At 59.6% G+C, this 26,975-nt stretch carries 19 protein-coding genes and 1 pseudogene; 17 read left to right on the forward strand and 3 right to left on the reverse strand.

The features are described from left to right. Positions 1–29: 29 nt before the first annotated feature. The 6 genes from CLV65_RS01710 (at position 30) to CLV65_RS01735 (ending at position 8,890) form a co-directional block, all read left to right on the forward strand. Positions 30–860, forward strand: coding sequence for a dihydroorotate dehydrogenase electron transfer subunit (locus CLV65_RS01710; RefSeq protein WP_094691658.1), 831 nt, complete (start codon positions 30–32; stop codon positions 858–860). After that, the gene (locus CLV65_RS01715) at positions 857–1,930 is read left to right on the forward strand and encodes a dihydroorotate dehydrogenase (RefSeq protein WP_094691659.1); all 1,074 of its coding nucleotides are present in this window, start codon (positions 857–859) and stop codon (positions 1,928–1,930) included. Before CLV65_RS01710 ends, CLV65_RS01715 begins: the two co-directional genes overlap by 4 nt. Next, the gene (gene pyrE / locus CLV65_RS01720) at positions 1,924–2,694 is read left to right on the forward strand and encodes an orotate phosphoribosyltransferase (RefSeq protein ID WP_244569196.1); all 771 of its coding nucleotides are present in this window, start codon (positions 1,924–1,926) and stop codon (positions 2,692–2,694) included. The genes CLV65_RS01715 and pyrE overlap by 7 nt, the downstream gene beginning before the upstream one ends. A gap of 1,392 nt (positions 2,695–4,086) precedes the next feature. Beyond that, the gene (locus CLV65_RS01725) at positions 4,087–4,623 is read left to right on the forward strand and encodes an SEL1-like repeat protein (RefSeq protein ID WP_094691660.1); all 537 of its coding nucleotides are present in this window, start codon (positions 4,087–4,089) and stop codon (positions 4,621–4,623) included. Positions 4,624–4,997: 374 nt separating this feature from the next. Further along, positions 4,998–5,936, forward strand: a complete 939-nt coding sequence (locus CLV65_RS01730; RefSeq protein WP_094691661.1) for a tetratricopeptide repeat protein — start codon at positions 4,998–5,000, stop codon at positions 5,934–5,936. Between the two features lie 755 nt (positions 5,937–6,691). Beyond that, complete coding sequence (locus CLV65_RS01735) at positions 6,692–8,890, forward strand: KUP/HAK/KT family potassium transporter (protein WP_094691841.1); 2,199 nt, start codon at positions 6,692–6,694, stop codon at positions 8,888–8,890. Between the two features lie 1,685 nt (positions 8,891–10,575). On the opposite strand, the gene CLV65_RS01740 is transcribed toward CLV65_RS01735, so the two are convergent. Continuing rightward, the gene (locus CLV65_RS01740; protein WP_157847189.1) at positions 10,576–11,694 is read right to left on the reverse strand and encodes a 3'-5' exonuclease; all 1,119 of its coding nucleotides are present in this window, start codon (positions 11,692–11,694) and stop codon (positions 10,576–10,578) included. Between the two features lie 923 nt (positions 11,695–12,617). On the opposite strand from CLV65_RS01740, the gene CLV65_RS01750 reads away from it, so the two are divergent. The 5 genes from CLV65_RS01750 to CLV65_RS01770 all read left to right on the forward strand — a co-directional run bounded on the left by CLV65_RS01750 (position 12,618) and on the right by CLV65_RS01770 (position 16,505). Continuing rightward, positions 12,618–13,529, forward strand: a complete 912-nt coding sequence (locus tag CLV65_RS01750) for a transporter substrate-binding domain-containing protein (protein ID WP_094691664.1) — start codon at positions 12,618–12,620, stop codon at positions 13,527–13,529. Between the two features lie 79 nt (positions 13,530–13,608). Further along, on the forward strand, positions 13,609–14,307 hold the full coding sequence (locus CLV65_RS01755; protein WP_094691665.1) for an amino acid ABC transporter permease: 699 nt from the start codon (positions 13,609–13,611) through the stop codon (positions 14,305–14,307). Next, the gene (locus CLV65_RS01760) at positions 14,304–15,023 is read left to right on the forward strand and encodes an amino acid ABC transporter permease (protein WP_094691666.1); all 720 of its coding nucleotides are present in this window, start codon (positions 14,304–14,306) and stop codon (positions 15,021–15,023) included. Before CLV65_RS01755 ends, CLV65_RS01760 begins: the two co-directional genes overlap by 4 nt. An 83-nt stretch (positions 15,024–15,106) precedes the next feature. Further along, a complete protein-coding gene (locus CLV65_RS01765; RefSeq protein WP_094691667.1) occupies positions 15,107–15,631 on the forward strand; it encodes an L-2-amino-thiazoline-4-carboxylic acid hydrolase in 525 nt (174 codons plus the stop codon). Between the two features lie 73 nt (positions 15,632–15,704). Next, positions 15,705–16,505 (forward strand): amino acid ABC transporter ATP-binding protein, encoded by an 801-nt coding sequence (locus tag CLV65_RS01770; protein WP_094691668.1) that lies wholly within the window; start codon positions 15,705–15,707, stop codon positions 16,503–16,505. A gap of 114 nt (positions 16,506–16,619) precedes the next feature. Here CLV65_RS01770 and CLV65_RS01775 read toward each other — a convergent pair whose 3' ends face one another. Further along, positions 16,620–17,723, reverse strand: a complete 1,104-nt coding sequence (locus tag CLV65_RS01775; RefSeq protein ID WP_094691669.1) for a type I restriction endonuclease — start codon at positions 17,721–17,723, stop codon at positions 16,620–16,622. 902 nt (positions 17,724–18,625) lie between these two features. Here CLV65_RS01775 and CLV65_RS01785 point away from each other — a divergent pair. The 3 genes from CLV65_RS01785 to CLV65_RS01795 all read left to right on the forward strand — a co-directional run bounded on the left by CLV65_RS01785 (position 18,626) and on the right by CLV65_RS01795 (position 23,000). After that, on the forward strand, positions 18,626–20,470 hold the full coding sequence (locus CLV65_RS01785; RefSeq protein WP_244569198.1) for an ATP-binding cassette domain-containing protein: 1,845 nt from the start codon (positions 18,626–18,628) through the stop codon (positions 20,468–20,470). A 1,052-nt stretch (positions 20,471–21,522) separates the two neighbouring features. Further along, complete coding sequence (locus tag CLV65_RS01790) at positions 21,523–22,230, forward strand: DUF4232 domain-containing protein (RefSeq protein ID WP_094691670.1); 708 nt, start codon at positions 21,523–21,525, stop codon at positions 22,228–22,230. Between the two features lie 77 nt (positions 22,231–22,307). Beyond that, a complete protein-coding gene (locus tag CLV65_RS01795; RefSeq protein WP_094691671.1) occupies positions 22,308–23,000 on the forward strand; it encodes an MgtC/SapB family protein in 693 nt (230 codons plus the stop codon). A gap of 107 nt (positions 23,001–23,107) precedes the next feature. On the opposite strand, the gene CLV65_RS01800 is transcribed toward CLV65_RS01795, so the two are convergent. Further along, positions 23,108–24,514, reverse strand: coding sequence for an O-acetylhomoserine aminocarboxypropyltransferase/cysteine synthase family protein (locus CLV65_RS01800; protein ID WP_244569200.1), 1,407 nt, complete (start codon positions 24,512–24,514; stop codon positions 23,108–23,110). A 453-nt stretch (positions 24,515–24,967) separates the two neighbouring features. Here CLV65_RS01800 and CLV65_RS08990 point away from each other — a divergent pair. The 3 genes and pseudogenes from CLV65_RS08990 to CLV65_RS01815 all read left to right on the forward strand — a co-directional run. Next, positions 24,968–25,240 (forward strand): annotated as a pseudogene (locus CLV65_RS08990) (hypothetical protein); the annotation flags it as partial. Between the two features lie 46 nt (positions 25,241–25,286). After that, entirely contained in the window at positions 25,287–25,490 is a 204-nt protein-coding gene (locus CLV65_RS01810; protein ID WP_094691673.1) for a hypothetical protein, read from the forward strand. 222 nt (positions 25,491–25,712) lie between these two features. Then, positions 25,713–26,876 (forward strand): ATP-binding protein, encoded by a 1,164-nt coding sequence (locus CLV65_RS01815; protein ID WP_094691674.1) that lies wholly within the window; start codon positions 25,713–25,715, stop codon positions 26,874–26,876. The last annotated feature ends 99 nt before the right edge of the window (positions 26,877–26,975 follow it).

The following is a 26,975-nucleotide window of genomic DNA, read 5'->3' on the forward strand; positions in this document are numbered from 1 at the left end:
CCACACCCACCAGACACCAAGGAGAACGCATGAGCGAGTTCACGCCCACGTATGTCCCGTCGCGGCGTCCGGCACGGGTGGTCGAATGCCAGGAACTCACCGACGGCGTGGTACGCCTCGCCCTGCGTGACTCCTACATCGCCCGCCATGCCAAACCCGCCCAGTTCGTCAACCTCTATACGAAGAACGCGCAGAGGCTCTCGCCCCGTCCCTTCGGCGTGTGTGAAGTGGACGGCGACGTGTTCACGCTCATGTTCGCGGTCGTGGGCAAGGGCACCGAGGAATTCCGTCACCTGCGTCCCGGCGACACGGTGGACGTGCTCGGGCCCCTCGGCCACGGCTTCAACCTGCGCGAGGACGCCGACTACCTGCTCGTCGGTGGCGGCCTGGGCGTGCCGCCGCTCATCCGCGCCGCACAGGAACTGAGCGGTCACGAAGGCTCCACGTCCACGGTGCTGTTCGGCTACCGCAACGTGCATTTCGCCGACGCCTATGCCTCCCGTTACGCCACGCAACTGCAGTCCATCGACGAATCCGAAGGCAATGTGATCACGCTGCTCGACCGCTGGGCGTCGCAGCATGGCGTTGCTGCAGACGCGGATGGCGCGTTGAGGCCGGCGGCGCAGGGGCGTCGCACGGTGATTCTCACCTGCGGACCGTTGGGCATGATGAAGGCCGTCTCCGCCTGGGCGCGTGAGCATGGTCTCACAGTGCAGGCAAGCCTTGAGGCGCGCATGGGGTGTGGTTTCGGCACCTGCGTCGTGTGCACGGTGCACACGACCCGCGGAATCTTGAAGACCTGCGTGGATGGCCCGGTGTTCGACACCGCGCAACTGGAAGGATGGGAGGCAGCACGATGAGCGAACGGACGAATGCCGCGGCAACCGCGGATGCACAGACCGTGGCGCAAGCGTCAGCGCAGGGCACGGTGCGCGACTCGGCACAGGCACATGGTCTGGCGCAGGCAGCGCAGGTCGGCGAGCCCGGCCAGCTGCCGTGCAACTTCGACGCTACGCGCACATTCCAATGGCACCACAAGACCGTTGTCGCGGGGGTCGAATGGAAGAACCCGGTGGGCACAGCCTCCGGCACGTTCAACTTCGACGCCGTGCGCTGGTTCTACGACGTGAGCCAGATGGGCGCCGTCACCACGAAGGGCGTTTCGCCCGTGCCGTGGGAAGGCAATCCCGTGCCGCGCACCGCCGAGACGCCGGCGGGTTCCGTTAACTCCGTGGGCCTGCAGAACCCTGGCATCGACGATTACCTCGTCAACGACCTGCCGCGCATCAAAGCGACGGGCGCCACCGTCATCACCAACGTCGCCGGGCATTCCGACGATGATTACGCACAGGTCGTCACGAAGCTGGCCGACCACGAGTCCGACATGCTCGAAATCAACGTCAGCTGCCCCAACGTGTCGGCGGACGGGCTGTCCACCGGCACTGACCCGGTGGCGCTCAAGCGCCTCATCAAGCGCCTGCGCCCGCTCACCGACAAGCCGATGATCGTCAAGCTCACCCCGAACGTCACCGACATCCGGCCTATTGCTGAGGCGTGCATCGAAGGCGGCGCCGACGCGCTGTCGATGATTAACACGTTCGTGGGCATGCGCTTCGACATCCGCACCGGCAAGCCGATCCTGGCCAACATCACCGGCGGTGTCTCCGGCCCGTGCGTGCATCCGATGGCGCTGGCGTTCGTTTACAAGACGCGCCAGGCGTTCCCCGAGATTCCGATCATCGGCATCGGCGGCATCTCCACCGGCGAGGACGCCCTCGAGTTCCTGTATGCTGGGGCGAACGCCGTCGAGGTGGGTTCCGCGGCTCTGGCGGACCCGGTGGCGCCGTTGCGCATCGCCACCGAACTCGACGCTTTGCTTGACAAGAGGCCGGAACTGGCCCAAGCCCTGGAGGAGGGACGCACATGGTAGACAATGCACACATGAACGCCGCGTCAACGGTTTCAGCGGAGGCAGCATCGGTGGATGCGGCGGCGGCGAACGCAGCGCCGTCGCATGAGGAATTCACGCAATTCCTGCTGGAATGCGGAGCGTTGAAGTTCGGTTCGTTCACATTGAAGTCAGGACGTCAGTCGCCGTACTTCATCAACGCCGGTTCGTTCAACGACGGCACGCGCATCGCACGGCTCGGTGAATACTATGCCGCCACGATCGCCGCAGCCCAGGCCGCCGGCGTGTTGCCCGCGCACATCGACACGGTGTTCGGCCCCGCTTACAAGGGCATTCCGCTGGCTGTGAGCACCTCGATGGCACTCGCCGCCCGTCACGGGCAGAACGTGGGCTACACCTTCGACCGCAAGGAGAAGAAGGACCATGGCGACGGCGGCATGTTCGTCGGCACCCAGCTCACGGACGGCATGAGCGTGCTCATGGTGGACGACGTGATGACCGCTGGCACCGCGGTGCGCGAGGTCGTGCCGAAGCTGCGCGCCGCCGCCGACGTGAACATCGTGGGCCTTGTGCTCTCTGTGGACCGCATGGAGAAGACGAAGGATTCCGACCAGTCCGCCGTGCAGGCAGTGCACGAGGAGTTCGGGTTCCCTGTGCTCGCTATCGCGAACGTTCGCGAGATTTTCGCCGCCGCCGGGAAGCTCTCCGCCGCCGATGGCACGCCGCTCATTGACGATTCCATCAAGGCCGCCGCCAAGGAGTACCTGGAGAAGTACGGGGCGTAGCCGGCTGTACGGTCCATCCCCGTCATCCCCTCCGCCGAGGGTGCATGTTTGTGCGCCCTCGGCGGGGATTGTTTTTCTCCAGTGGCCGTCGCGGCGCCTAATTCCTGCCGCGCGGTGCCTAATTCCTGCCGGGGACACCTAACCGCTGCCGAGGGTGCAGGAATGCACACCCTCGGTGAGCAATACCTCTCGCCAGCGGATGCCAGAGGCCCCAATCTCCGCCGAGGGTGCAAGGTCGTGCACGCTCGGCAGGGTTATCCCTCTCCAGCAGCTGCCAGGGGAACCTAATCCTTGTCGAAGGCGCAAGATTGTGCACCCTTGGCATGGATTACCCCTCGCCAGCAAACTCTGGAGGCGTCCAATCCCTGCCGAAGGTGCAAGCTTGTGCGTCCTCGGCAGGGGTTATCCCTCGCCAGCAAGCTCTGGATGCGTCCAATCCCTGCCGAAGGTGTAGGATTGTGCACCCTTGGCAGGGGATGCCTAGCCTCGGCAGGTGCCGAAGGCGCCTAACCCCTGCTGAGGGTGCAAGATTGTGCGCCCTCGGTGGGGAATACCGCGGCCTGTGAAGGGCGATGTCTGCTTAATCCCTGTCCAGGGTGCAGGATTGCGCGCCCTCGGCGGGCAATGCCTCTCATCAGCAGTTGCCAGGATCAGTCAATTCTTGCCGAGGGCGCAAGGTCGTGCGCCTTCCGCGGGGTTATTCCTCTCCAGCAGCTGTCAGGGGCGCCTAATCCTCGTCGAAGGCGCAAGATTGTGCACCCCTGGCATGGATTACCCCTCGCCAGCAAGCTTTGGAGACGTCCAATCCCTGCCGAAGGCGCAAGGTCGTGTGCCTTCGGCGGGGAATACCGCGGTCGGCGAAGGGCAATGTCCACTTAATCTCTGCCGAAGGTGCAGGATTGTGCGCCCTCGGCGGGGGAATACCGCGGTCAGCGGTCGGGGATGACGCTGATGCCTGCATCTGTCGCTGGAGCACACGACACGCCGGTCGGACCTGTTGTTCGAGGAATGTGAATTCCTTCCGCAACGGGTCCGGTCGGTTCGTTTTTGGCGGAAACCTTGGAATTTCAGGCGCGACGGTCGGCAAAAACACCCACTTAAAAACCCTCGAACGTTCGAGGGAACGTTTGATAATCTTGCGCTGTTCGCTACGTCGTGGTAACTTAACTGATGTAAGGGCCAGACGGTCACGCAAGCATTGACGCTTGAGCAATCGAACGGCCTTGGGAAGACACAATTGGAACCAGCCCATGACATACATGGAAACGTTCCCGCGTCGGAAGAGCGCGGGGCGGCGCCGATCGTGATTGAGGCCACGAGAAGCGCAACGAGGCGACGGCAGCGTCGGAAACGCAGCCAGTGCCTCGGTGGCAAACGGAAAGGGATAGCGCCATGAACAGCAACACTCTCACTACCAAACTTAAACAGGACACGACTTCCGCCTTTGCCCCCGCCAACCCAGTCGCCACCGCTGTTTCTGTGGCGCCAGCGGTTGTTTCGGCAGACGCGGACGCGCAGGACGAGCTCGGCATCGTCGCCGGGCACAAGGGCTATCAGTTCGCGCAAGGGCAGTGGTACCGCGATGGAGTGGCGGTTGACTGCGATGCGAATGTGGCTTTGCGTGATGTGCGCACCGCTGCGAACGGCGGCGACCCGGTTGCCATGATCAGCCTCGGACGGTGGTACTCGTTCGTCAGCGCATCCGTGCACAGCGGCCTCAACCGAGCTATTGATTGGTTCCTGCGCGCTGCGCAGAAGGGCATTGCTCTGGGCTATCTGCTTGCCGGTCAGCTTTTCGCCGCAAGCGGCAACAACGAGTGGGCCGCCCGCAGCTTCCGTGAAGCATCCGCGCAAGGCATTTCCAGCGCTGATACGTGCTTGGAGGAGCTGCTTGTCGCGCATCCGATGCTGCGCCTCAAGCTTGACTGAGGTTTAGCCGCGGCATTGGCGCTGCGGCATTGGCGACATCGGTTTACAAGCCCATGTGCAGGTTTTGAGTGATACACCTGCACATGGGCTTTTGTTGTGCCGGGTGGGGAGTGTGTGTATGCCTGACCTGGTGTGCGTCGTGGCGGATGGCGTGTAGACGCGTTCCCGGCGTGCTGTGTTGCATTGTGGGACCTATGCCATCTGCAACAGCTACGCTCACGGCATACTTCGAACATATGTTCGAAGTATGGTAATGTATATATACCTATCCATCTGTGGCGAGGAACCGCAGGCAAGCCCTTGTGCCTCCAGTCGTTTCGCCTTATATTGCAAGCGTTGACCCGGCACACAAGCACCATGAAGGCGGTGAACCTATGACTCTCGATGAGTTCGTGAATGTTTTTTGCACCCCCGAGTGCATCGAACAATGCCGGGACGCCATGGCGGGCGCCAGCCCCGAACGGCATGAGTGGCACGAGGGCATGCCGAGTCTGTCCGCGCTGAGGTTCCATCGGCTGTGCGAAGAGATCACTGTGGGGGACGATGCGGAGTCGAAGCGCCGCACGTGGTCGGCATATGTGCGTCGGCGCATGCGCGAAGGCGATCGGCATGCGCTTGACCTTGAGGTGTTGTATCGCTGCGATGATCTGGGACGCTCGTTTCCATTCAACGACCCCATCGATTCCGTGGGAGCGATGAACGACCTATGGGAGCTGTGCCGTGGGGCGGGGGCGTCCGCCAGGGCGCATGCATGCGTGACCCTGGCCGGGCTCATCGACAATGTGCCGCAGGATTACCGCGATTTGCTCGAGTGCCCCGGCGTCGTGGTGTTGCTATGCAAGGGGTCGGACTTGCATGACGCACGGGCATCGTTCGAGTTGGGCAGGTTGTTTGCCAGCGGCACCCATCTGAGCCCCAACGCACGTCAGGCGCATCGGTATTTCGAACGTGCCGCGCGCGAAGGCATGGCACATGCCTGGATGTATGTGGCGATGGACTACTGCAATGGCTTCGGCGTCGAGGTCGATCCCGACAAGATGATTGATGCCTTCATGGAAGGGGAGATGCACGGCGATTACACATCGTGCATGATGCTTGGCCATCTGTTCAGCCGCGGCTGCCCTGGTTCCCGGCTCGCCGGGCAGCCAGACATGGAGCAGGCGCACGAGTTCTACGCCGAGGCGCTGTCGCTCGAGCAAATGCACGAGGGTTGCGATCGACTCAGTGGTGATCGACTTGGTGACAATCTGCTCACCGAAGCGTACGTAAACGCTGCGTTCACCGAGATTGTGTCGACAGAATTCCTTGAATGAGCTTACGGCAAGGTGGCTCGAATGAGAGTTTCGGCGGTGATGCGAATGATCTGACGGCGAGTGCCGTTAGGTGCCTTCATGTGATGAAGTTCCCGATATGTGACCGCGACACGCCGATATTTCATATATCGTAAATCAATTGCGAAACGGGATTGTCTTGATTTGCAATATACTCATCGTCAAACAGTTTCACCTTAAAACAATATGCGGATGCGTGTAGCACGATTTGTGTAACGGTGTTAATCCATACATATATCCGCGTGTTGCAGCGCAAGGCGTCCTAGATATGGAGTTTTTCGGCCTGCCTGGAGAGTGGAGGACCACATCTGCTGGGAAGACCACCCTTGCACGAGCGCAAATACGTTGCGTTGTAAAACAAACTCAGAGCGTTGGTGAAGGTTTCCTTGAGGCTCCATGAATGTTGTCACTCGTTCCTATTCGGGTTTACAGTGTCCCATTGTGCCTAAAGCATGACGCTTCGAGCAGCCTTGTTCGAAGCCTTCTTTTTTGCAAGGCCGCGCACCGCGTCGCGCTCATGCAGCGCGAACGCTTTCGCCACCTTGCCCCGAGGCACGCGGGCGCGCACGCCCGCCGTCTGAAGAATGACACTGTCTGAAAGGCATGACGTGATGAAGGACGAAGAACGCACGACCGGTAGCAGATTCGCCGGCAGTAACAAAAGCACCAACGGCCAACGCAATCGCCAGGTGCGCCGCCGTGAGACCGCGGCTCATGACCAGAAGTTGCAGCAGACCATGATTCGGGAGCCAAAGCAGCCCCAGCCGACCGTGGAAGACACGCAGCGCATCCTCAAGGCCGCCGAATACACGAAGGTCCCCAAGCTTACGCACAATGTTCTGACCAAAGAAGAACGCAAGACTCTTATCAAAGAAAGCGCCAAGGAACAAGCCGCCACGCAGCGTCTGGACGACGCGGCGGGCAAGGGCCCGATCGGCAGGTGGTGGAGCCGCGTGCAAGCCGGCCCCGACCGTGTGTCGCTTCCGCTGTGCATCGTGGCGCTCGGCGTCGTCTACGGCGATATCGGCACATCGCCCCTCTACACGGCGCAGACATTCCTCGCCGGCCAAGGAGGCTTGGCGAACGCCGACCGTGACGCGGTGCTGGGCATGCTCTCGCTCGTGTTCTGGTCAATAACCCTCATCACGACCGTCAAGTACGTGCTCATCGCCATGCGCATCGACAACAACGGCGAAGGCGGCATCTTCGCCCTGTATTCGCTCATCCGCAAATACGGCGCCTGGCTCGCCATCCCCGCGATGATCGGCGGCGCGGCGTTCATGGCGGACTCTGTGCTCACGCCCGCCGTCTCCATCAGCTCCGCAGTCGAAGGCTTGCACACGCTGCCCGTGTTCGAAGGTGTCTTCGACAAGAACCCCGACCTGACGCTCATGATCACGGTCGTCATCATCGTCGTGCTGTTCTCCTTGCAATCGCGTGGCACCGAGAGCATTGGCAAGGTGTTCGGCTCCGTCGTGCTCGTCTGGTTCAGCTTCTTGGCGATCGTGGGCGTGATGAATCTCAGCCAGGACTGGACGGTGTTCGCCGCCCTCAACCCGGTGTATGGCATCCGCTTCCTGTTCAGCCCGCACAACGCGGCCGGCATCGCCCTCATGGGCACCGTGTTCCTTTCGACCACCGGCGCCGAGGCCCTCTACTCCGACATGGGGCATGTGGGACGCGGCAACATCTACGCCACGTGGCCGTTCATCAAGGTCGCGCTCGTGCTGTGCTACTTCGGCCAAGGCGCGTGGATGCTGCACAACCAGAACAATCCCGTATTCGACGGCATGGCGAACATCAACCCGTTCTTCCAGATGATGCCCACCGGACTGCGCTATGTCGCGGTCGTGCTCTCCGTCGCCGCTGGCGTCATCGCATCCCAGGCGCTCATCACCGGCGCGTTCACGATGGTGTCGGAGGCAACGCGCCTCAACTGGATGCCGCACCTTCAGGTGCAATACCCCTCGCGCACTCGCGGCCAGCTCTACATTCCGATGGTCAACCGTGTGCTTTGCGTGGCGACACTGCTCGTGCTCGCGCTGTTCCGCGATTCGGCGCACATCTCCGCGGCCTACGGCCTGGCGCTCACCGTCACCATGATCACCACCACGATTCTGCTTGCCGTCTACATCTGGCACAACCGCAACAAAGTGGGCGCTATCGTGTTCCTCGTGCTGTTCCTTGCGCTGCAGACGATGTTCTTCATCGCCTCGATGGCCAAGTTCCTGCATGGCGGCTGGTTCACGATGCTGCTCACGTGCGCGATTCTGCTCATCATGGTCGCGTGGAACGAAGGCACCGCGCTGGAACGCGAGCAGAGGCGCCACATGAAGTCCGAGGATTGCCTGCCGGTGCTCAAGCAGCTGCATGATGACGACACTGTGCCGATTTTCGCCGACAACCTCGTCTACCTCACGTCGGATTCCGACATGAAGCGCATCGACACCGACATCTTCTTCTCCATTTTCGCCGACCATCCCAAGCGTGCCCGCGCATGGTGGGCGGTGTCGGTCGAGACGTCGGACGAGCCGTTCACCCGTGAGTATTCGGTCGAGGACTTCGGCACGAACTTCATCTACCGTGTGCGCATCCGCCTGGGGTTCAAGGTGTCGCAGTCCATCCCGCCGTACATCCACCAGATTATGGATGACCTTGCGGCTTCAGGCGAACTGCCGCAGCAGGTCACGAGGTACCCCAAGCTCGACGCCGACCCCAACATTGGTCCGATCCGCTACGTGCTCATTCACAAGGCGCTCATGCCTGAATCGAAGGTGACGAGCCAGCAGGCTTTGGCGCTTCGCCTGAAATACGCGATCCGCCATGCCGCGGGCTCGCCCGCCAAGTGGTTCGGCCTGGCGCCTTACAACCCGCTGACCGAGGTGCAGCCGCTGTTCCTCGCCACCACGAAGCAGCCGCGCCTGCGTCGCGTGTGAAGGGTCCGCGTGCTGCGCGTGTGAAGGGATCCGCGTGCTGCGCGTGAACTTCCTTCCTGTGCACCCGCTGATTCCCCGTGCTCTTGTGCAGGGAATCGGTGGGTGCTTTTCTTTTAAGCGCCCACCCATCCCGTGGGTGCACAGTATTGCACCCAAGGAGGGGATTAGGCGAACCTTACCCAGCTCCAGCCTCGGCATCCCTCACCCAGGGCGCACAGCATTGCACCTTGGGCGGCGATTAGATCGGCTTTGGCGGTCTGCGACCCCGGTATAGATGGCCGCGGGTGCACAGCCCTGCACCTTCGGCAAGGATCAGATACTTCTGTCGCCACCCGGGAAAGGATAACCTCCGCTGAAGGTGCACAGTACTGTATCTTGAGCGTGTGTTGGGCAAGCTTCATCCGCTTTCTGCACTGTTACTCCCCGCCGAGGGTACACGATCTTGCACCTTCGATAGGGATTAGTCGCATCTTGCCCAGCTCCAGCCCGGGTACTGCTTGTCGAGGGTGCATAATCTTTCACCTTCGGCGGCGATTAGATGGGCTTTAGCTGTCTGCGACCCCGGTATTGCTTGTCGAAGGTGCACACTACTGCGCCCTCGGTGTGGATTGGGCAAGAATTGCCTGCACTAGGCTTAGCATCCTGCCCCGAGGGTGCATAGGATTGCGCCTTGGGCGGGGTTGGGCACTGAATAGAGGCCTCAGCGCCACTTGAGAGAAGGCAACCCGATCCGTGGGTGCGTGATTCTGTGCCTTCGGCGGGGGATTGGCGAGTTCTGCTCGTCCTCGGTTGTGGCGTCACTTGCTGAGAGTGCACAGGCCTGTGCCTTGGGTACTAGTTAAGTATTGTGATAGCTCTGGGGGAGGGGGACTGTCTCCGAGGGCGTGTAGATGTGTGCCCTCGGCGGGGGTTAGATGTTCTGGGATGATTCTGGGGAAGTATAACCCACACCGAGGGCGCATGATTCTGCGCCTTGGGCGGGGATTGGGCAGGTTTTCCTGTCCTCGGTCTCGGTGTTTCATCCCGAGGGTGCATAACCTTGCGCCCTCGGCGTGGGTTAAGCGCTTGGGGATGGCTCTGGGAAGGGGGAATCGATCAGGAGGGTGCACGGCTTTGCACCCTCGGCGAGAATTAGACACCCTTGCCGCCTTCTTGGAAAGAGTAACCCGTCTTGAGGGTGCATAACTTTGTACCCTCGGCGTATGCTGAGCAGGCTTGCCCTTGCCGTGCCATGATATTACGCTTCGAGGGCGCACAGGATTGCGCCTTGGGCGGGGATTGGGCAGTTTTTCCCTGTCCGCGGCCGTGGTATTGCGTGCTGAGGGTGCACGGATGTGTGCCTTCGGTGAAGGTCAGGTGCTTTGGTGCGGCTCTGGGGAAGGGTGACTGGGCCCGAGGGTGCATAGGACTGCACCTTGGGCGCGGGTTGGGTGCTTGGGGATGGTACTGGGGAAGTGTAACCCGCGCCGAAGGTGCATGATTCTGCGCCTTGGGCGGGGATTGGGCAGGTTTTGCCTGTCCGCGGCCGTGGTATTGCTGCCGAGGGTGCACAGATGTGTGCCTTCGGTGAAGGTTAGGTGCTTTGGCGCGGCTCTGGGGAAGGGTGACTGGGCCCGAGTGTGCACAGGACTGCACCTTGGGTGCGGGTTGGGCAGACGACAGCGCCCAGCAGGGGCGCGCGGAGCCTAGGCAGCTGCCGCGGGATTCTCGGCGGGCATCTGGAGGCGCAAGTGGAACACGCCGTTGGCGCGGTCGTTCTTGGAATCCGGGATGTGCGCCACCATCACGGCGCCCTCCGGCGGGACCTGCCCGCGATGCCGCTCCTCCTGAAGCGCCGGGATGTGACCGATCTCCACGCCGTCAAGCGCGACACACAGCGTCGGATGCCCCGCATTCTTGCCGGACTCGATGGTGCCATGGCTCACCGTCACCCACAGCCACGCATCGTAGCCATAGCGCGACAGCACATCCCGGTGCGCGGTGTCGCCCGAGACGGTGACGCCAGATTCGAAGTCGTCGAGCACCACGCCTTCCGGCTTGGCGTTCACCGGAGTGGTGTCCCGGTTGCTCAGGTACGAGCTGCGCATGAACCCGCTGGCGTGCCGACGCTTCACCGCAGCATTGCGCCGCCGCGATTCGGCGATTTCGTCATCGTCGAGCAGCTTGGGCTGCTTCATCTGGCTCAGCAGCTGCAAGCATTGCCATGTCTGGCGCGCATCGGATACAGCCCTGTGAGTCTCGACCTCGTCGATGCCCAGCAGGCGCATCACTTCCTGCAGAGAGTGCGATGGCGCGTTCGGAAACATGCGGCGCGATATGCGCAGAGTGTCCATGTATCCGTTGGTGACCTCGCGGCATCCCAGCGCCGCGCCTTCGATGTTGAGCATCTTGATGTCGAACGAGACGTTATGCCCGATGAGCACCAGCGGGCGGATGGCGGTCAGGAACTGCGGGATCACGAATCCCGCGTCCGGCTGGCCGTCGAGGTCGGATTGCGTGATGCCCGTCAGCGCCGTGATGCCTGCGGAAAGCTCGACGTGGGGTTGGATCAGCTGGTCGTATTCGTAGATGGGCTCGTCGCCGCTGATGAGAAGCGCGCCGATCTCGATGATGTGGGCGTCAGCGCCCATGCCCGTCGTCTCCGTGTCGAACACAATGGCATCGGAATTGCCCGCTGCCGCGACGAAGGACCACAGCTGCTCCACCGGATTGACGGAAGGCTCAGCGTCCGGCGCCGCATGGCGCGCATGGCTCTGATGGCTGCCATAGCTCCCATAGAGAGGCGGCATCTGCAAATCCGTCATTCTCATCCCATCCCTTCGTGTTGCGATCTGCGGCGGTCTCGTGCAGCGGGTGGTTGGTGGCTGTAAATTGCACAAGGCACCCAGGCGACAGCAGAGTGAAATATGAATCGCCATACAAAACGAATTCTGTATGTCCGCCAATCCGGTTGCATAAAAGCGTATAAACAATGCCCTAAAGCAAATGCAATACGGATACTACCCATCAATCCGAAGGCATAAGATATCTTCAGCCACGGCTGAAAGGATCGTCCCGAGCACGTGACCTATTTAACTAATCCTGCACAATAAGCCCGAGATTTCCTGCACGCCCTTTCTCGCGAAAACTTCGTTGGTTGACTGAACTTGATCTTATGGTGAGCTCCATGCGGAACGGGTTATGCCATCCAGACAACAGTTCAACGCAACTGTCAGCATGATGGTTCAATGTACTCGTTAAACGTGGGGTGCACGGGCTATACATTTTCGCTGTAGATAAAGAGCTTCGCGAAAAGCTGCTTGAAGTGTATCGCGATTATTGCACGAGGAAAAAGATCAAGGACGAAGAAAATCGCAAAGAATGGTCCGAACGGGTGGATGCGTTCAATAGCTATTTAGATACATTGCTCAATAGCGATGAGTCAGAAGACCAAGAAGATACGGAAATCAGTCTATCCACGATCTGACAGTAGATAGAAGCGCATAAGGCGTGCCTGTAATCGGATTACAGGCACGCCTTTTCAGTCTGCCCTTCGGCAACCATAAGCCGTGTCTATAACACATCATTTGATGATTCTGTAATCAGAGGATTTAATGACGGTCCTGAAATGACCTCAATAGCGGCAAGGCGTTTCTCCATAGCTACCTAGGTACATTTTTCAAATGTCTCCCGAGAGTTGACTCGCACTTGCGACATTTCCGTATTGCGGAACCGCTGGTTCTAATTCATGCCCATCGTGGAGCTATGCAGAAAACATCAAAGAAGGATTGATAAAAATATGAGCCTCTCCCGTAAGATCATATCTGCTGCAGTATCAGCTGTTTTTGTAGGTGCCGGTGCATTCGGTCTTGCCGGCTGCAGCAAGGTCTCGGATTCCCAGTCCGCTTCGTCCTCGAACGGAGGAGTGACCACAATTAATTTTGTGCTTGAGAGCAACGATAAGCCGTATGCCTATGCTGATGAAAATGGAAATCCGGCAGGTTTCGACCTCGATGTACTGAAAGCCATCGATGACAAGCTGGACAACTACTCCTTCAAGTACCAAGTGCAAGATTATGACACGGCTCTTGTCGGTATCAAGCAAGGAAAGTATGACGCCCTTATCGGAGCATTCTTCGAGACCCCTGCTCGTGCAGAAGAGTATCAACTTTCTACGCCGTATAACTATTATTTCATGAATCTTATCGTTCCCGAGAACAGCTCGATCAATTCACTCGAAGACCTCAATGGGAAGTCTGTTGCTCCTATTGTTCCTACTGATGGACGTTATGTGGCTATTGAAAACTGGTTGCAGCGGCATCCTGATGTAAAGATTGATGTCCCTACTGTCTCCAATCAGGAAACTTTCCAGAACATGATTAATGAGGTGCACGACGGAACTTATGATGCCGTGTATCTCTCCAAGGAGCAGTATGACGGTGTCAAGGATGCGCTCGGCTACTCCATGAAAGTCACTGATGTCGTTGACGGCGCTGGGACGGTCATCCTTTATAACAAGGACAACGGTACTGATTTGAAGAATGATGTCGACACACAGATTAGCGCATTGATCAATGACGGCACGTTCTCGGATTTGAGCAACAAGTGGTTCGGCCAAGATAATTATGCAATCGCAAAGAATCTGGGCCTGCTTTCTTAATCACTGTTGCCAGTCTTGGTGTAAGCAAGACGATGATTGTCTGCTTACACCAAGACTAAAACCTTGACCGGAGGTGGCCATGGAATCGCCAATGCAAATAGTGTCGAAGGTCTTGCCTGGCATCATTGCGCATATTCCACAGACATTGTTGTACTGGTTTCTTCCCTCAGTATTGGCGCTGTTCTTCGGAGCGTTGCTGTGCTGGGCTAGAGTGTCCAATCGACATAGGCCTTTGTACTGGATTTGCACAGTTGTCATCTCCTTCTTCCGAGGGACTCCTGGAATTGTCCAGATTTACATCGTGTTTTTCGGACTTCCCAAACTCATTTGGGCGATTGGATATGATGTCAGCGACTGGACGGCAGGCGTATATTTTGTCATTGCAACCACGCTTAATTTGTCCTGCTTCATGGCCGAAACTCTCAGGGGTGGATATCTGGCATTAGATCGAGGTCAGGTAGAAGCTGGTTTGAGCATAGGTTTCTCGCGCGTTCAGAATTTTGTGCATGTAATCGCTCCCCAGACTCTTAAAGTCGCCTTGTTGAATATCAAGAATCTGGAAATTGATGTGCTCAAAGACACATCCGTGGCATACACAATTGGGGCGGTTGAAATAATGGGGTATGCGAACCGAATGATCTCTCTACGGTCTGGATTGGGACAACTGTGGATTCTCGGAACAGCTGCAGTCATCTATTTCATAATGTGCACGGTACTTGAAGTTGCGTTTAATCTTGCGACGCGCCGCATCTCGCGCTTCGAGGGGGTGTCAAGATGAATCTTGATGTCGATTTCATGATTTCTGATATGCCAACCGTTGTTGCGGCCTTGCCCAGTACCTTGATTCTCTCGCTCGATTCTATGCTATGGGCATTAGTGTTCGCCTTGATCTGTGGCGGCGCTCAATTGGCGAGAGTCCCTGTGCTTGACAAGGTCACCCTTGTCATTAACACCTTCATTAAGGGCATTCCGCTGGTCGTGCAATTGCTGTTTTGCTATTACGCAGTTCCATATGTCGTCAAATGGTTCGATGGATTGATGCACCGTACGTATGATCCACAACATTTGCCTTATTTCGGAGCTGCCGTGCTAGCTCTGGCGTTGAATTTTGGCGCATACATCACTGATGTTGTAATTTCTTCGACGCGCGCGATTGATAGAGGGCAATGGGAATCCGCTTACGCCTGCGGCATGACACGTTTCCAGGCATTGCGGCGAGTGGTTGCACCCCAAATTGTTGTTATCTCTCTTCCCAATATGACGAACTATTTCATATGGCTGCTCAAAGGCACGAGTCTTGCATCCATCGTGAACGTCGTGGAAATGCTAACAACTGCGCGGCTTAGTGCCGCAGACGGCTATCAGTTCCTTGAAGCCTACATCGACGCCGCCATCATCTATTGGATTGTTTGTGCGTTCATCGAATGGCTATCAGGCAGAATCTACCACTCAGCCGGTAGTTATCTCCTGCCGCCCAATGCATCCACGGCTTAGCGGCAGTAGTTGACACGGTATAGCGCCACATAAAACAAATCGCAATCATTAATGAAACATTGAATCCAATTAAGGAGGCCAACATGGCATTCGAAAACAACATTCCATCACTTCATGGAGCAACGGTCGATGCTGCACGTGAGATTTCTGAAAGGCGCGCCACTACCATTTCACGCATGGTAGATGAGGCCGCAAAGCATGGGTTAGACGATCAGTTCGCGTATGACGCTATCGCGGATTATGGGGCAGACAATGCCAAGGAGTTCCGTAAGACGCTGCATGACCCTACTTCATTCAAGGAGTTTACCGATTTGTTCGGCACCGACCATAATCGCGAAATCTATGAAATGGAAACAGTGAAGAAAACGGATGATGAGCTGATCATTGACTTCCATTACTGCCCATACGTCACTGCATGGGTGCGCCAAGGCAAGACTCCTGACCAGATTGCACGTCTGTGCGAAATCGCCATGGCAGGTGACCATGAATTTGCAAGATCCTTCCCGCAGCTTGAGTTCCGTCTCGAACGAACCATCGCGGACGGCGAACCACGTTGCCGACTGCATTTCATTCGCAAAGGCGCCACCGTCAACAGCGTCGAGGAGTGACACAACGGGGCATCCTGGGGACCTCCACGGCAGCAACGGCAAATCATCACATTGCACAGGAAGGTAGGCCATTATGGCGGAGCTGAGCGCAGCAGGCGGGACTAAGCCAACGGAATCCACCGTCGTATCTGTCCAAGGATTGAAAAAATCCTTTGGGAAAACGGAAGTCCTCAAGGACGTATCCTTTGACGTGTCACAAGGCCAGGTTCTGAGCATCTTGGGGCCTTCCGGATCCGGCAAGACAACGATGCTGCGTTGCATCAATGCGCTTGAACGGCCTGACTCGGGTGTGATATCGGTAGATGGAATCTCACTCGACTATGGGCAGGGGAAACCGCGATTCCGTGACGTCCTCCGACAACGCAGGCATACCGCGATGGTGTTCCAGCACTATAACCTGTTTAAAAACAAGACGGTGCTTCATAACGTCACCGAAGGCTTGACTGTGGTGCAACGCAAGAAGAGCGAAGAGGCGGATGCAATCGCCAGAGACGCTCTCGAGGCAGTGGGGATGACGGGATTCGAGGATCGATATCCCAGCCATCTATCTGGCGGTCAGCAACAGCGCGTCTCTATCGCTCGTGCGTTAGCGCTGAACCCCTCGGTGATTCTGTTCGACGAACCGACGTCAGCGCTCGATCCGGAACGCGTCAATGAGGTCCTGAAAACGATGAAAGATATCGCAGCGCGTGGTGTAACGATGATTGTGGTGACGCACGAGATTCGATTTGCCCGCGCGGTATCGGATACTGTGATTTTTATGGACTGTGGCCGGATTGTAGAGCATGGTGCACCTCAGCAGGTGATTGACCATCCCCAGACTGAAAGGTTGCAGGAATTCCTCAATTCGCTTGCCGCGCATGAGTTCGAGTGAAGATGAAAAACAAATGAAGTCTCGCGAGGTTCCCGCCACGGCGGTGATTGTCGCGAGACTTCATTCATATAGGCTGGTCGTTGCTTGATGATGAGGCCCTGTCGGTTTGTCGCCTCAGTCCTTCGCCATGAGGCGCCTGACCTCGTCGCGGATCGGGTCGGCGTACCGATAGATGTCGTTCAGGTTCTCGATCGGCTCGCGCGTGCAGTTCTTGTTTTCGTCGAAGAGGCCAAGGTACTTCTGGCGGGTGTTGAAGAACAGGCGGCAGATAGGCTTGCGGTTGTTGTCGTCAAGGAAGATGGAGCAATACGATTTCGCGTCTCGCATCGTGATGCGGGCGGGATCGACGTCACTGCAGGCGATAGCCTTGACGATGCGGTAAGCGGCAATCTCTTCCTCGGTGGTGACAATACCGTCATCAGCGTCGTCTTCACTGCTGGAATCTTCGGCATCTTCGGGGTTTTCGCCTTCGGCATCTGAAGCGCTTACGATGCGGATGTCGTCAGCACCGAGGGCGGTTTTCAGCCTGTCGTTGACCTGGTCGGAGAGGAACTGCTTGATGGCCTTGGCCACAAGCGGACGGAACTTGTCCATAACGGACGCATAGAAGGAGCCATCGTAGACATGGCCAGCCAGTAGCTTGACGAATTCATCGGTTGGCTCGGCGAACTCTGCGGCGACTGCACGTTTGAGTGCGCCTACATACTTCAGCTCTTCCGCACTGCTTGCGATGGAGTCGAGGTCGAAGGCGGGCTTCGTCAGTTTCTGAAGTGCGGGGAGCACCGTGTCATCGATGTCAAGCAGGTCCAACACGAGGAAAGGCTTGGAATCCATCTTGTTGGGCTCATCGATGTCCATGTAGAAGTTCCACACCTGACCGTTCGTGAGTACGCCGATGCGCGCTTTCGTGCAGGCGAAATATCGGTAGAGCTGGCTGGCGTTTTCAAGGCTCAGCGGCTGGCCAATCTTCTTGCATTCGATGAGAATCTGGACCTGGCCGTCCTGCACCAAGGCATAGTCGATCTTCTCGCCCTTCTTCACGCCAACATCAGCGGTGAACTCGGGGATGACCTCGTTCGGATTGAAGACATCGTAGCCAAGAACCTGCCCGATGAACGGCATGATGAAGGCGTTCTTTGTGGCCTCTTCCGTTTCGATGCCATCCTTCAGATCGTGGACCTTGGCGGCGAGCTGCCCCAGGCTTTCGGCGAACTCCATTGTTTCTTCTCCTTGGTGTGCAATGGTAGTGCAAAGGAGTCTGTTACAGACCCTTGTTCACCTTGGGATTGTAGCGCGTGTAAATGGTATGGGTGTCACTGAGAGAGTGAGGCAGGATATGCATGATAACGGGATGTTGACTCATGCGTCCGTTTGGAATTCGCCTGCTTTCAGCTCCCACACGCCAGTGCTAACTCGCAGTCGCATACCCGCCGCCGCGTCACCCGATTGTATCGCCATGGGATTCCATTTCAATCTGATGCCCGGATGCTGGAGGAATGCATCAGAGAGAGTGCGATTTTGTTCACCCTCGGTGAGGGATGCGATGCTTCGGTCGCGCTTAGGGCTGGGCAATTGCTGCCGAGGGCGTGATTTTATGTACCCTCGGCGTCAGTTGGGCGGGAGTGGAGAGTGAAAGGTGGCGGCAACCTCCGTCGAGGGTGCAGTCCCATGCACTCTCGATGCAGGATATGATGCCCAGGCAGTGTTGATGATGGGGTGATTGCCACCGAGGGCGCAATCCTGTGCACCCTCGGTGGGAGATGCGACGCTGCCGGGGTGCGTAAATCAGGGTAATCGCTGTCCAAGGTTCACTTTCGTGTGCCCTCGGCGCAGGATAAGGCGCTCAGGTGGAGCTGACGGCGGAGTAATCGCCACCGCGGGTGCGGTTTCGTGCACCCTCAACGTGGGATAGGGCGCTCAGGTAGTGCTGACTGCACGGTAATCACCGTCGAGGGTGCGATTTTGTGCACACTCGGAGGAGGTTGGACAGGATAGATGGAGAACAGTGAGGTGACGGAAGGAAGATCATCAGGCTGCGGCTCAGCAATTCCGGCACATTGCCATGCCATCCGCTACAGCACCCAACCCCAACCACCATCTCTGCTAATATCGTCCGCAGCATGTCTATCACAGCATTGAATCTGTCACATATCACTTACACGTATCCTGCAGCCCCCGAACCCATCCTCAACGACGTAACCGTCACGTTCGCACCTGGCTGGACCGCCGTGCTTGGCGACAACGGCATCGGCAAATCCACGCTCATGCACATCGCGCAAGGCAAGCTCACCCCGGAACGCGGGCAAGTCAGCCCATCGGACGCGATCATCGCATTCTGTCCACAGGATGTCGCCGCCACGCCCACCAACCTTGAGGATTTTGCCAACGACTGGAGCCCTGAAACCATAGCGATTCGCGACGCGCTCGGCATCGCGGACGACTGGCCATACCGGTACGACACGCTCTCCGGCGGGGAGCGCAAACGGCTGCAGATCGCCTGCGCGCTTGCAACACGCCCCGACGTGCTCATCCTCGACGAGCCGACCAACCATGTCGACGCCCCGACGCGGAACGCCATCGCGCAAGCCATGCTCGACTTCACCGGTCAACGTCGCGCCGCAGCAACCGCCGTGCCCAACACAATGTCCGACGCTGCGCCCACCGTGAACGGACAGCGTCGCGAGGAGAGCGCCGGTAAAGAAGCCGTCGCGCTGCCCGCACCCCGCCGGGTACGCGTCGGCATCGTCGTCAGCCATGACATCGAGCTCATCGACCAAGTTGCCATGCGGTGCGCCTGCTTCGAACGCCGTCATGTCGGGCACAGCAACGTCACCGTCGTCACCATGCGTCCCGGCAACTACTCGGCTGCTTTTGCAGACGCGCGAATCCAACAGGAGGGTGAGCTGCACGCACTCGACCAAGCGCGGAAGGAAGCCGCGCGATTGCAACGCGAAAGCACATCGCGCCGCCATGATGCGGCACTCGCCGCCACATCATGGCGGGCGAACCGCACCATCGACCGCCGCGATCATGACGCTCGCAACGCCGCCAAACTTGCCAAGATGACCAGCGTCGACGGGTCGGCCGGATCGGCGCAGGCACGATTGGATGCTCGCGTCCACGCCGCGCAGCTCGCGGCGGATTCCATCGTCGTAGCCGCCAAACGCTACGACGGGGACCTGACCGCATTCGCGGGGATCGAACCCAGTCACGTGGCGGAACTCGTCCGGCTCGAAGCGGGCGTGATACCGTTTGGATCGTCGACGGTGCAGGCGCCGGCGGAATCCAGCGGCGCTGGTGCTGACGGCGTTGCCGGTGCTGCTGGCAACGAAGGCGCTGTGGAATCAACCGGATTGACGCGAGCAGCAGAATCTGCAGAACCAACAGGATTTTCAGAACCTACGGCGTCAGAACCGGTGCCGGGCATCCCCGTCACAGCTCACGCCTGGCATACCTCCGACGGCGTGCGCATCCCGACACTCAGTGTCGGGGCGAACGACCACATCGGCATCATCGGACCGAACGGCGCCGGCAAAACCACCATCCTCAACGCGCTGCTCGCACGGCTCGACGTGCAACCATCCGACGTGCCGCGGCTCGTCATCGCGCAAAACACCACCAGCGATGATGCGCAGGCGGCGCTCGAGCAGCTCGCGCAGCTCAACCCCGCCGAACGCGGCGATGTGCTCTCCGCCATGGCGCAACTCAACGCCGACCCCGACCGTATACTCGCCGCCTCCAGCGAGCCATCGCCCGGAGAGTTGCGCAAGCTGCTGTTGTGCCTGGGCATTCGCAATCGGCCGCATCTCATTGTCATGGATGAGCCGACCAATCATCTCGACCTGCATTCAAGGCAGGCACTTGCCCGCGCGCTTGCTGCGTATCGCGGGGCGGTGATCGTGGTCAGCCATGACATGCCGTTCCTGCGGGAAGCGGTCACGCAATTGTGGACGGTGCACGCCTAGGTGTGTGGCGCGCTTAGGGCAGGGCAATTGCTGCCGAGGGCGCAGTCCTGTGCACCCTAGGCGTAGGATGCAGCGCCGGGGTGGCTCCTAAGGCGGGGCAATCGATGTCGATGGCGCGATTTTGTGCACCCTCGGTGGAGAATGCGGTGCCCAGATGGCGCCTGGGGCGGAGCGAGTGCTGCCCTGGGCGCAGTATTGTGACCCTCGGTGGAAGATGCGGCGCCCAGATGGTGCCTGGGATGGGGTAATTGCTGTTGAGAGTGCGATTCCGTGCGCACTCGGTGGGGGTAAGCAGGGGAACAAGGGCAGGCGGTGGCGATCAGTGCCGAAGGTGCAGTTCCGTGCACCCTGAGCGCTGATTGGGGCGGCGAGTAGGGGAAAGGAGGCGGGAACTGGGCCGAGGGTGCAGTTTCGCTCACCCCCGGGCGCAGGATATGGCGCCAAGGCGGCCCCAGAGGTAGGGCAATCCGCGCCGAGGGCGCGGTCCTGTGCACCCCTCGGCGCCGATTGGGGCGGCGAGTAAGGGGAAGGGAGGCGGGAACCGCTGCCGAGGGTGCGATTTCGTGCGCCTTGAGTGAAGGACGCGTCGCCTAGGTGGTGCCTAGGCGGGGGCAATTGCTGTTGAAGGTGCGGTTTTGTGCGCCCTTGGCGGAGGTTAGGGTGATGAGAAAGGGACAGGGCGGCGGTAACCGTGGTCGAGGGCGCAGTATTTTGCACCCTCGGCGGGGGATGCGGCGCCCATGTGGCGCTTGGGGCAGGGCAATCGCTGCCGAGGGTACAGTCCTGTGCACACTGGGCGCTGGTTGGTGTGGCGAGAAAGGGGCCGGGTGGCGGTAACCGCTGCCGAGGGCGCAGTTTTGTGCACCTTGGGCGGGGAACGCGACGCCGAGACGTTGCTTGGAACAGGGCAGCCCCGCCGAGGGTGCGGTTTCGTGCACCCTCGGCGGCGCCTGGTCAGGGAAACGGGGACAGGCGGGGTTGGGCAGAGAAACGGGGACAGGCGGGCCCCAGTTGCTGCCGTGGGAATGGCCAATGGGGATAGAATGTAGCTCATGGGAAGAACGATTCAGTTTTCCGCACAGGCCGTCATCCACGGCATCATCCGCGGCATCGCAACCACAGGCATTGTCGCCGCGCTTGCTTTGGCAGGCGGATGCTCCAGCGGCGGTGCCGGCAGCGGCACCACGGCGTCCAGTAATGCAGCGAGCTCATCAAGCTCCGCCAGCTCAGAAAGCTCGTCAGCGTCGGCCTCTGCAAGCGCCTCGTCAAGTTCTTCGAGCGCCACGGATGCCACTTCCGCGTCCACGGCATCATCGAACGGCACGCCCGTGTGCGCCAGCTCCGACCTGACCGCAACGCTCACCATGGGCGGGGGCGGCGGCGCCGGCAGCAGCTACCCATACTTGGTGCTCACGAACTCCGGCTCCGCTGACTGCTCGGTCACCGGATATCCGGGCGTGTCGCTCGCGGCGAGCGGCACCCAGATTGGCGCTGCCGCCGAACGCGACGACTCCGTGGATCCTCAGACGATCGTGCTCAAGCCCGGGGAGTCCGCGCACAGCGCGCTGCGCATCACCAACGCCGACGTTTTCGACGCCGATACGTGCAACGCCCAGCCGGCCGATTCGCTCGTCGTCTATCCGCCGGACCAGACGCAGGCAATCACCGTCGCCACAAGCGATTACAAGGGTTGCGCGAACGCCGACACGAAGATCATCACCGTGCGGGCTCTGGAACCGGGCGACGGTTCGCAGCAGTAGCCTGTTAGCGGCGGTAACCTGTGACAGACCGATTCCCTCGGACTCGTGTCCGGGGGATTTCTGTCGAAGGAGGTGCCATGCAGATCATCGGAATCAGCTGGATGGATGCGGCGGCGGTGCTGTGCGCCGTGCTGCTGTGCGGGCTCATCGGCTTCGAACGCGAGGCGCGCCGCAAGGACGCGGGTATTCGCACGCACATCCTCGTGGGATTGGGCAGCTGCTTGTTCACGATGGTGTCGATCGAAGGCGTGCCGATGCTGTTGGGGCAGGGCGTGACGTGGGATGCATCCCGCATCGCCGCGCAGGTGGTGACTGGCATCGGTTTTCTGGGCGCCGGCGTGATTTGCTTCGCCAACGACACGGTGCGTGGGCTCACCACCGCGTGCGCCATCTGGATTGCCGCCGCGGTGGGCGTGGCGTGCGGCGCGGGGATGTTGTCCCTCGCGGCGCTGGTGACGGCGATGTATTTTCTCGTGGTGCTTGCCGTGGCGCCGCTCGTCACATGGGTGTTGCGACGCGACAGGGACTGCACGCTACGCATGACTTACGAGGATGGCAGGGGAGCATTGCGCGAAACGCTGCTACTTGCCGACAGCCTGGGGTTTAACACGCAAATCGTCGGGACGCACACGCATCGCGGCGACGGCTGGAAAGGCGCGAGCGTGGAGATTCGCCTCAACGGCGACTTGAAGCAGATGCATGATTTTCTCGAACGCGCCCAGCGCATTGACGGCGTGCACGATCTGGAACTGCTTTCGAAGGATGAATAGAAGGACGAATAGAGAAGCGAATAGTGGGGCGCACCATCAGTGCGAGATAGTGCGCCCCACTTTGGAAGAGGAAGAGAGGAATAGTTGACAACAGTGCGGGTAGTGCGCTAAGCGCTGGCCTTGTCAAACGCCTCTCCGAACGCCTGATCAAGCGCCTGGTCAAGGTCGGCAATCAGATCGTCCGGCTCCTCAAGGCCGATGGATAGGCGAATCGCTCCACCGGTGATGCCCGCTTCGCGCAACTGCTTGGTATCAAGCTCACCATGCGTCACGACCACCGGGTCGACCGCCAACGACTTGGAATCCCCAAGGTTGGCCTGCAGGCTGAACAGCTTGAGCGCATCAAGCACGGCACGCTTGCGGCTGGCGGTATCCACAGCATCATCGCCCCGCACCTCGAACGTGAGCACCGACCCGCCGCCGCGCGGCAGGTATTTCGCCGCAAGCTCCTTGTATTCGTAACCGCTGGCGGAGGGATGATGCACCTTCGTCACGCGCGGATCGGCCTCCAGGTGCTTCACGATCTGTTCGGCGGTAGCGACCTCCTGCGTCACGCGCTGCTTGAGCGTTTCCAGCCCGATGAGCGTCAGATAGCTGTCGAAGGGACTGGGCGCCGCGCCGAGCAGCGTGACGAGCAGACCGCGCAGTCGCGTGGTAAACGGCGCTGCGGGCACCACATCGATCACGCTGCGCGGGTTGAGCGCGCGATCCTTGAAGAACCACTGTTTGCGCGTGAACTGCGGGTAATTGCCGTTCGCATAGTCGAAGCGCCCGCTTTCTAGCACGATGCCGCCGATGGCGTTGCCATGCCCGTTGATCGCCTTGGTGGTGGAGTAGACTACCACATCCGCGCCGAAATCGAAGGGATTGAGCAGATACGGCGTGGCGAGCGTGTTGTCGACGATGAGGATGATGCCATGGCGGTGAGCGATCTGCGCGAGCGCCTCCAGGTCGGCGACCACGGTGAGTGGGTTCGACACGGATTCCACGACGATTGTCCGCGTGCTGTCGGTGATTGCGGATTCCCACGAATCGAGGTTGTCGGGGTCGGGCACGATGTCGATGCCGATTCCCAGGTCGGGCAGCACGTCGCGCAATGCTGCGACGCTGCCGCCGTAAAGCCGGTATGAGGTGAGGATGCGGCCGCCGCCGGCCGCGGCGTTCAAAATCGCGTTGCTCAGCGCCGCCAGTCCTGAGGCGGTCGCCACGGCACCCGCAGCACCGTGCAGCGCAGCGAGGCGTTTTTCGAGCACTCCCGTCGTGGGGTTGGAGATGCGGGAGTAAATGTCGTCGGCGGATTCGAATGACGCGATGGCCGTGGCATGTTCCTCGTTGTGTAGTGCGTAGGCGGCGGTGGCGTAGATCGGCACGCTGGAGGCGTTGAGATGGTCGGCGGGGTCGTATCCTGCGCGCAAGGCGAGCGTGGAGAAGCCCGGTGTTGCGTTGGCGGCGCCTGGCATGGCCTGCGGCCTTCCGATTGTGATGCTGCGGTTGGATTCTTGAGTGCCTGCCATGAGCCTGGCTCCTTTCATAAATGATGCGAACGGCACTTGCGGATGCATGCGGATTTATATGGATTCACGCGGATTGGCATGGAATCACAATTCGTTGCACAGATAGTGATGCAAGCGCGCGTTCGTGATTGTGCTGCGATTGCGATGGTTTGGGGAACAACGGAACATTCAGAAGCCAAGGTCGCGAAAACATCTCAGGATCCGCGCGCATTCCGCGCAGCGTCGTCGATCATCGCGGCCATCGCGTCACCTGCCCTGTCAGGTGCGACTCTGTGTCCGTTGGCTCAAGGGTACGCCGCGCGGAGCCGCAAAACGGCGCGTCGCCTCTAACGGTTTGCGATGGCGCGCAATCAGCGGAATTTGGAACGGGGAAGTGAAGCGAGTGGGGGGCGGATGGTGAGAGGGACGGCGCTGCGCACGGTCTGGCTCCCGACGCGCTTGCAGCGTTGCCTGTTCCACAAGGAGTTCCTCGACCAGAAAAGCCACTGGGAAGACGGCACCGTGCCGACCAGCACCGGCGTCTCGCCAAGGCGCGCCGGATGATCCGCAGACGCATCCGCGACCAACGCCGTCACGGACGGACGAATCGAGGCGCTCTACCGGTAAGCCTAGGAACGCAGCCCACTGGGTGCATGGCAGACGACCGGAATCCCGATGCGATACGGCACCGGCATCGACAGGGACGAATTACACACCCCAACCGAACACCACGGCGCCCCCGACTGACCCACCACTGGACACACATTGTGGCCTATAACTCTCGTATCTGAACATGGCGAACGATATCTGGAACCCCGAGAAAATCAAGAACCTTGCGGGTCGCTGGTCGGACGAGGACGAACAGGAGCTCTTCAAGACCGACGATGGATACTGGGAGAAGGGGATGAAGACCCTTCCCGTGGTGGCGTATATTCCGAACGACAAGATGACGCATAACAAGGTGCGGAAGCATTTCGGGTATACCGACGAGAAGTAAGCGTTGCGCGGGGCAGGGTCTCGGCCCTGCCCCCGTTTCGCGCATAATCCCTGTGCAATGATGCAAAGCGACGTCTTGAAAAGCGCGGGAAGAAGCCGTTTTATAACTTTTTATATCTTTTATATCTTTTATATCTTTTATAACTTTGATGTAGACTACAAAGCATCCGAATATTGAATGGGCGTCGGAATCGGGTGACCGTTCCCGACCTGGAGGTGGCCGATGGCGAATCCTTTCAAACCGACGGCAGGCATGACCCCGCCTGTGCTTGTGGGGCGCCAGCGTGACCTTGACGATTTCTCCTACGCGCTCGACGACGGTGTGGGAGCCCCTGGGCGTCTCATGTACGTGACGGGCGCTCGAGGCGTGGGTAAGACGGTGATGCTCAACGCTCTTGGTGATCTGGCCAGGCAGCGCAAATGGCAGGTAATTGACGAAACCGCCGAATCCAAGTTCATGCAGCGCCTTATCGAGACCCTGCGCCAATCTCCTCGGCGGGGCATCGGATCGGTGACGCTGCCTTCGGCATCTATGTCCGTTGCCGGAACCCCGGTGGATGCGCAGGTGAATCTTGGCTCGGTGGAGTTCGAAGCCGCCGAGCACGCGTTGAATTTCCGCATGGCCATGACCGAACGGCTTGACAAACTGGAGAAGAAGAACCGGGGGATTCTCATCACGCTTGACGAGGTGCAGGCGTCAAGTCTGCCCGAGATGCGTTCCCTCGCCACCGCCGTACAGCACCTCATCCGAGAGAGGCGCAATGTGGCGTTCGTCTTCGCCGGACTGCCGTCCATGGTGGAGGACGTTATCAATGATGACGTGCTCACCTTCCTGCGCAGGGCGGAGCGCAGGCATCTGGGCGACGTGCCGCTTGCCGAAGTGCGCAAGGCGTTCCAGGAGACAATTACGCAAAACGGCAAGCACGCCGATGCCGATACTCTGGATACCCTTGCACAGGCGACCAACGGCTATCCGTTCATGATTCAATTGGTTGGCTATTGGGCATGGCGCGATTCCCAGGCCAATACGCGGGATTCGCAGGACGAGCTGACGATTGAGAACGCGTGCGAAGGAATCAAGCAGGCGAAGATCAAACTCGGAGACATGGTGCACGGCCCTGCGCTGGACGGCTTGAGCGCCATGGGCAGAGACTACCTGCTGGCCATGGCCCAGGACGACGGACCCTCGGCTACCAGCGACATCGCGAAAAGACTGGAACGCGACCTGGGATACGCCAACGTGTACCGCACGCAGCTCATCAAGGAGGACATCATCTACCAATCGTCGTATGGCTATGTGGATTTCAAACTCCCGTACCTGCGCGATTACCTGCGCGAGCACGGTGCATACCATCAGATGCGGAAGAATCTCTCCGGGAGCGAGTAGGCGCAGGGGAGCGGGCGCTGTGTGGATCGAGGGCGTGCGAGGTGTGACGGCTTTTCTCAGGTGCGGAGGCATCTCCGAAACCGCCGCTGCGTGCTTCTA

Source organism: Pseudoscardovia suis (assembly GCF_002797875.1).
GTDB classification, from domain to species: Bacteria; Actinomycetota; Actinomycetes; order Actinomycetales; family Bifidobacteriaceae; genus Pseudoscardovia; species Pseudoscardovia suis.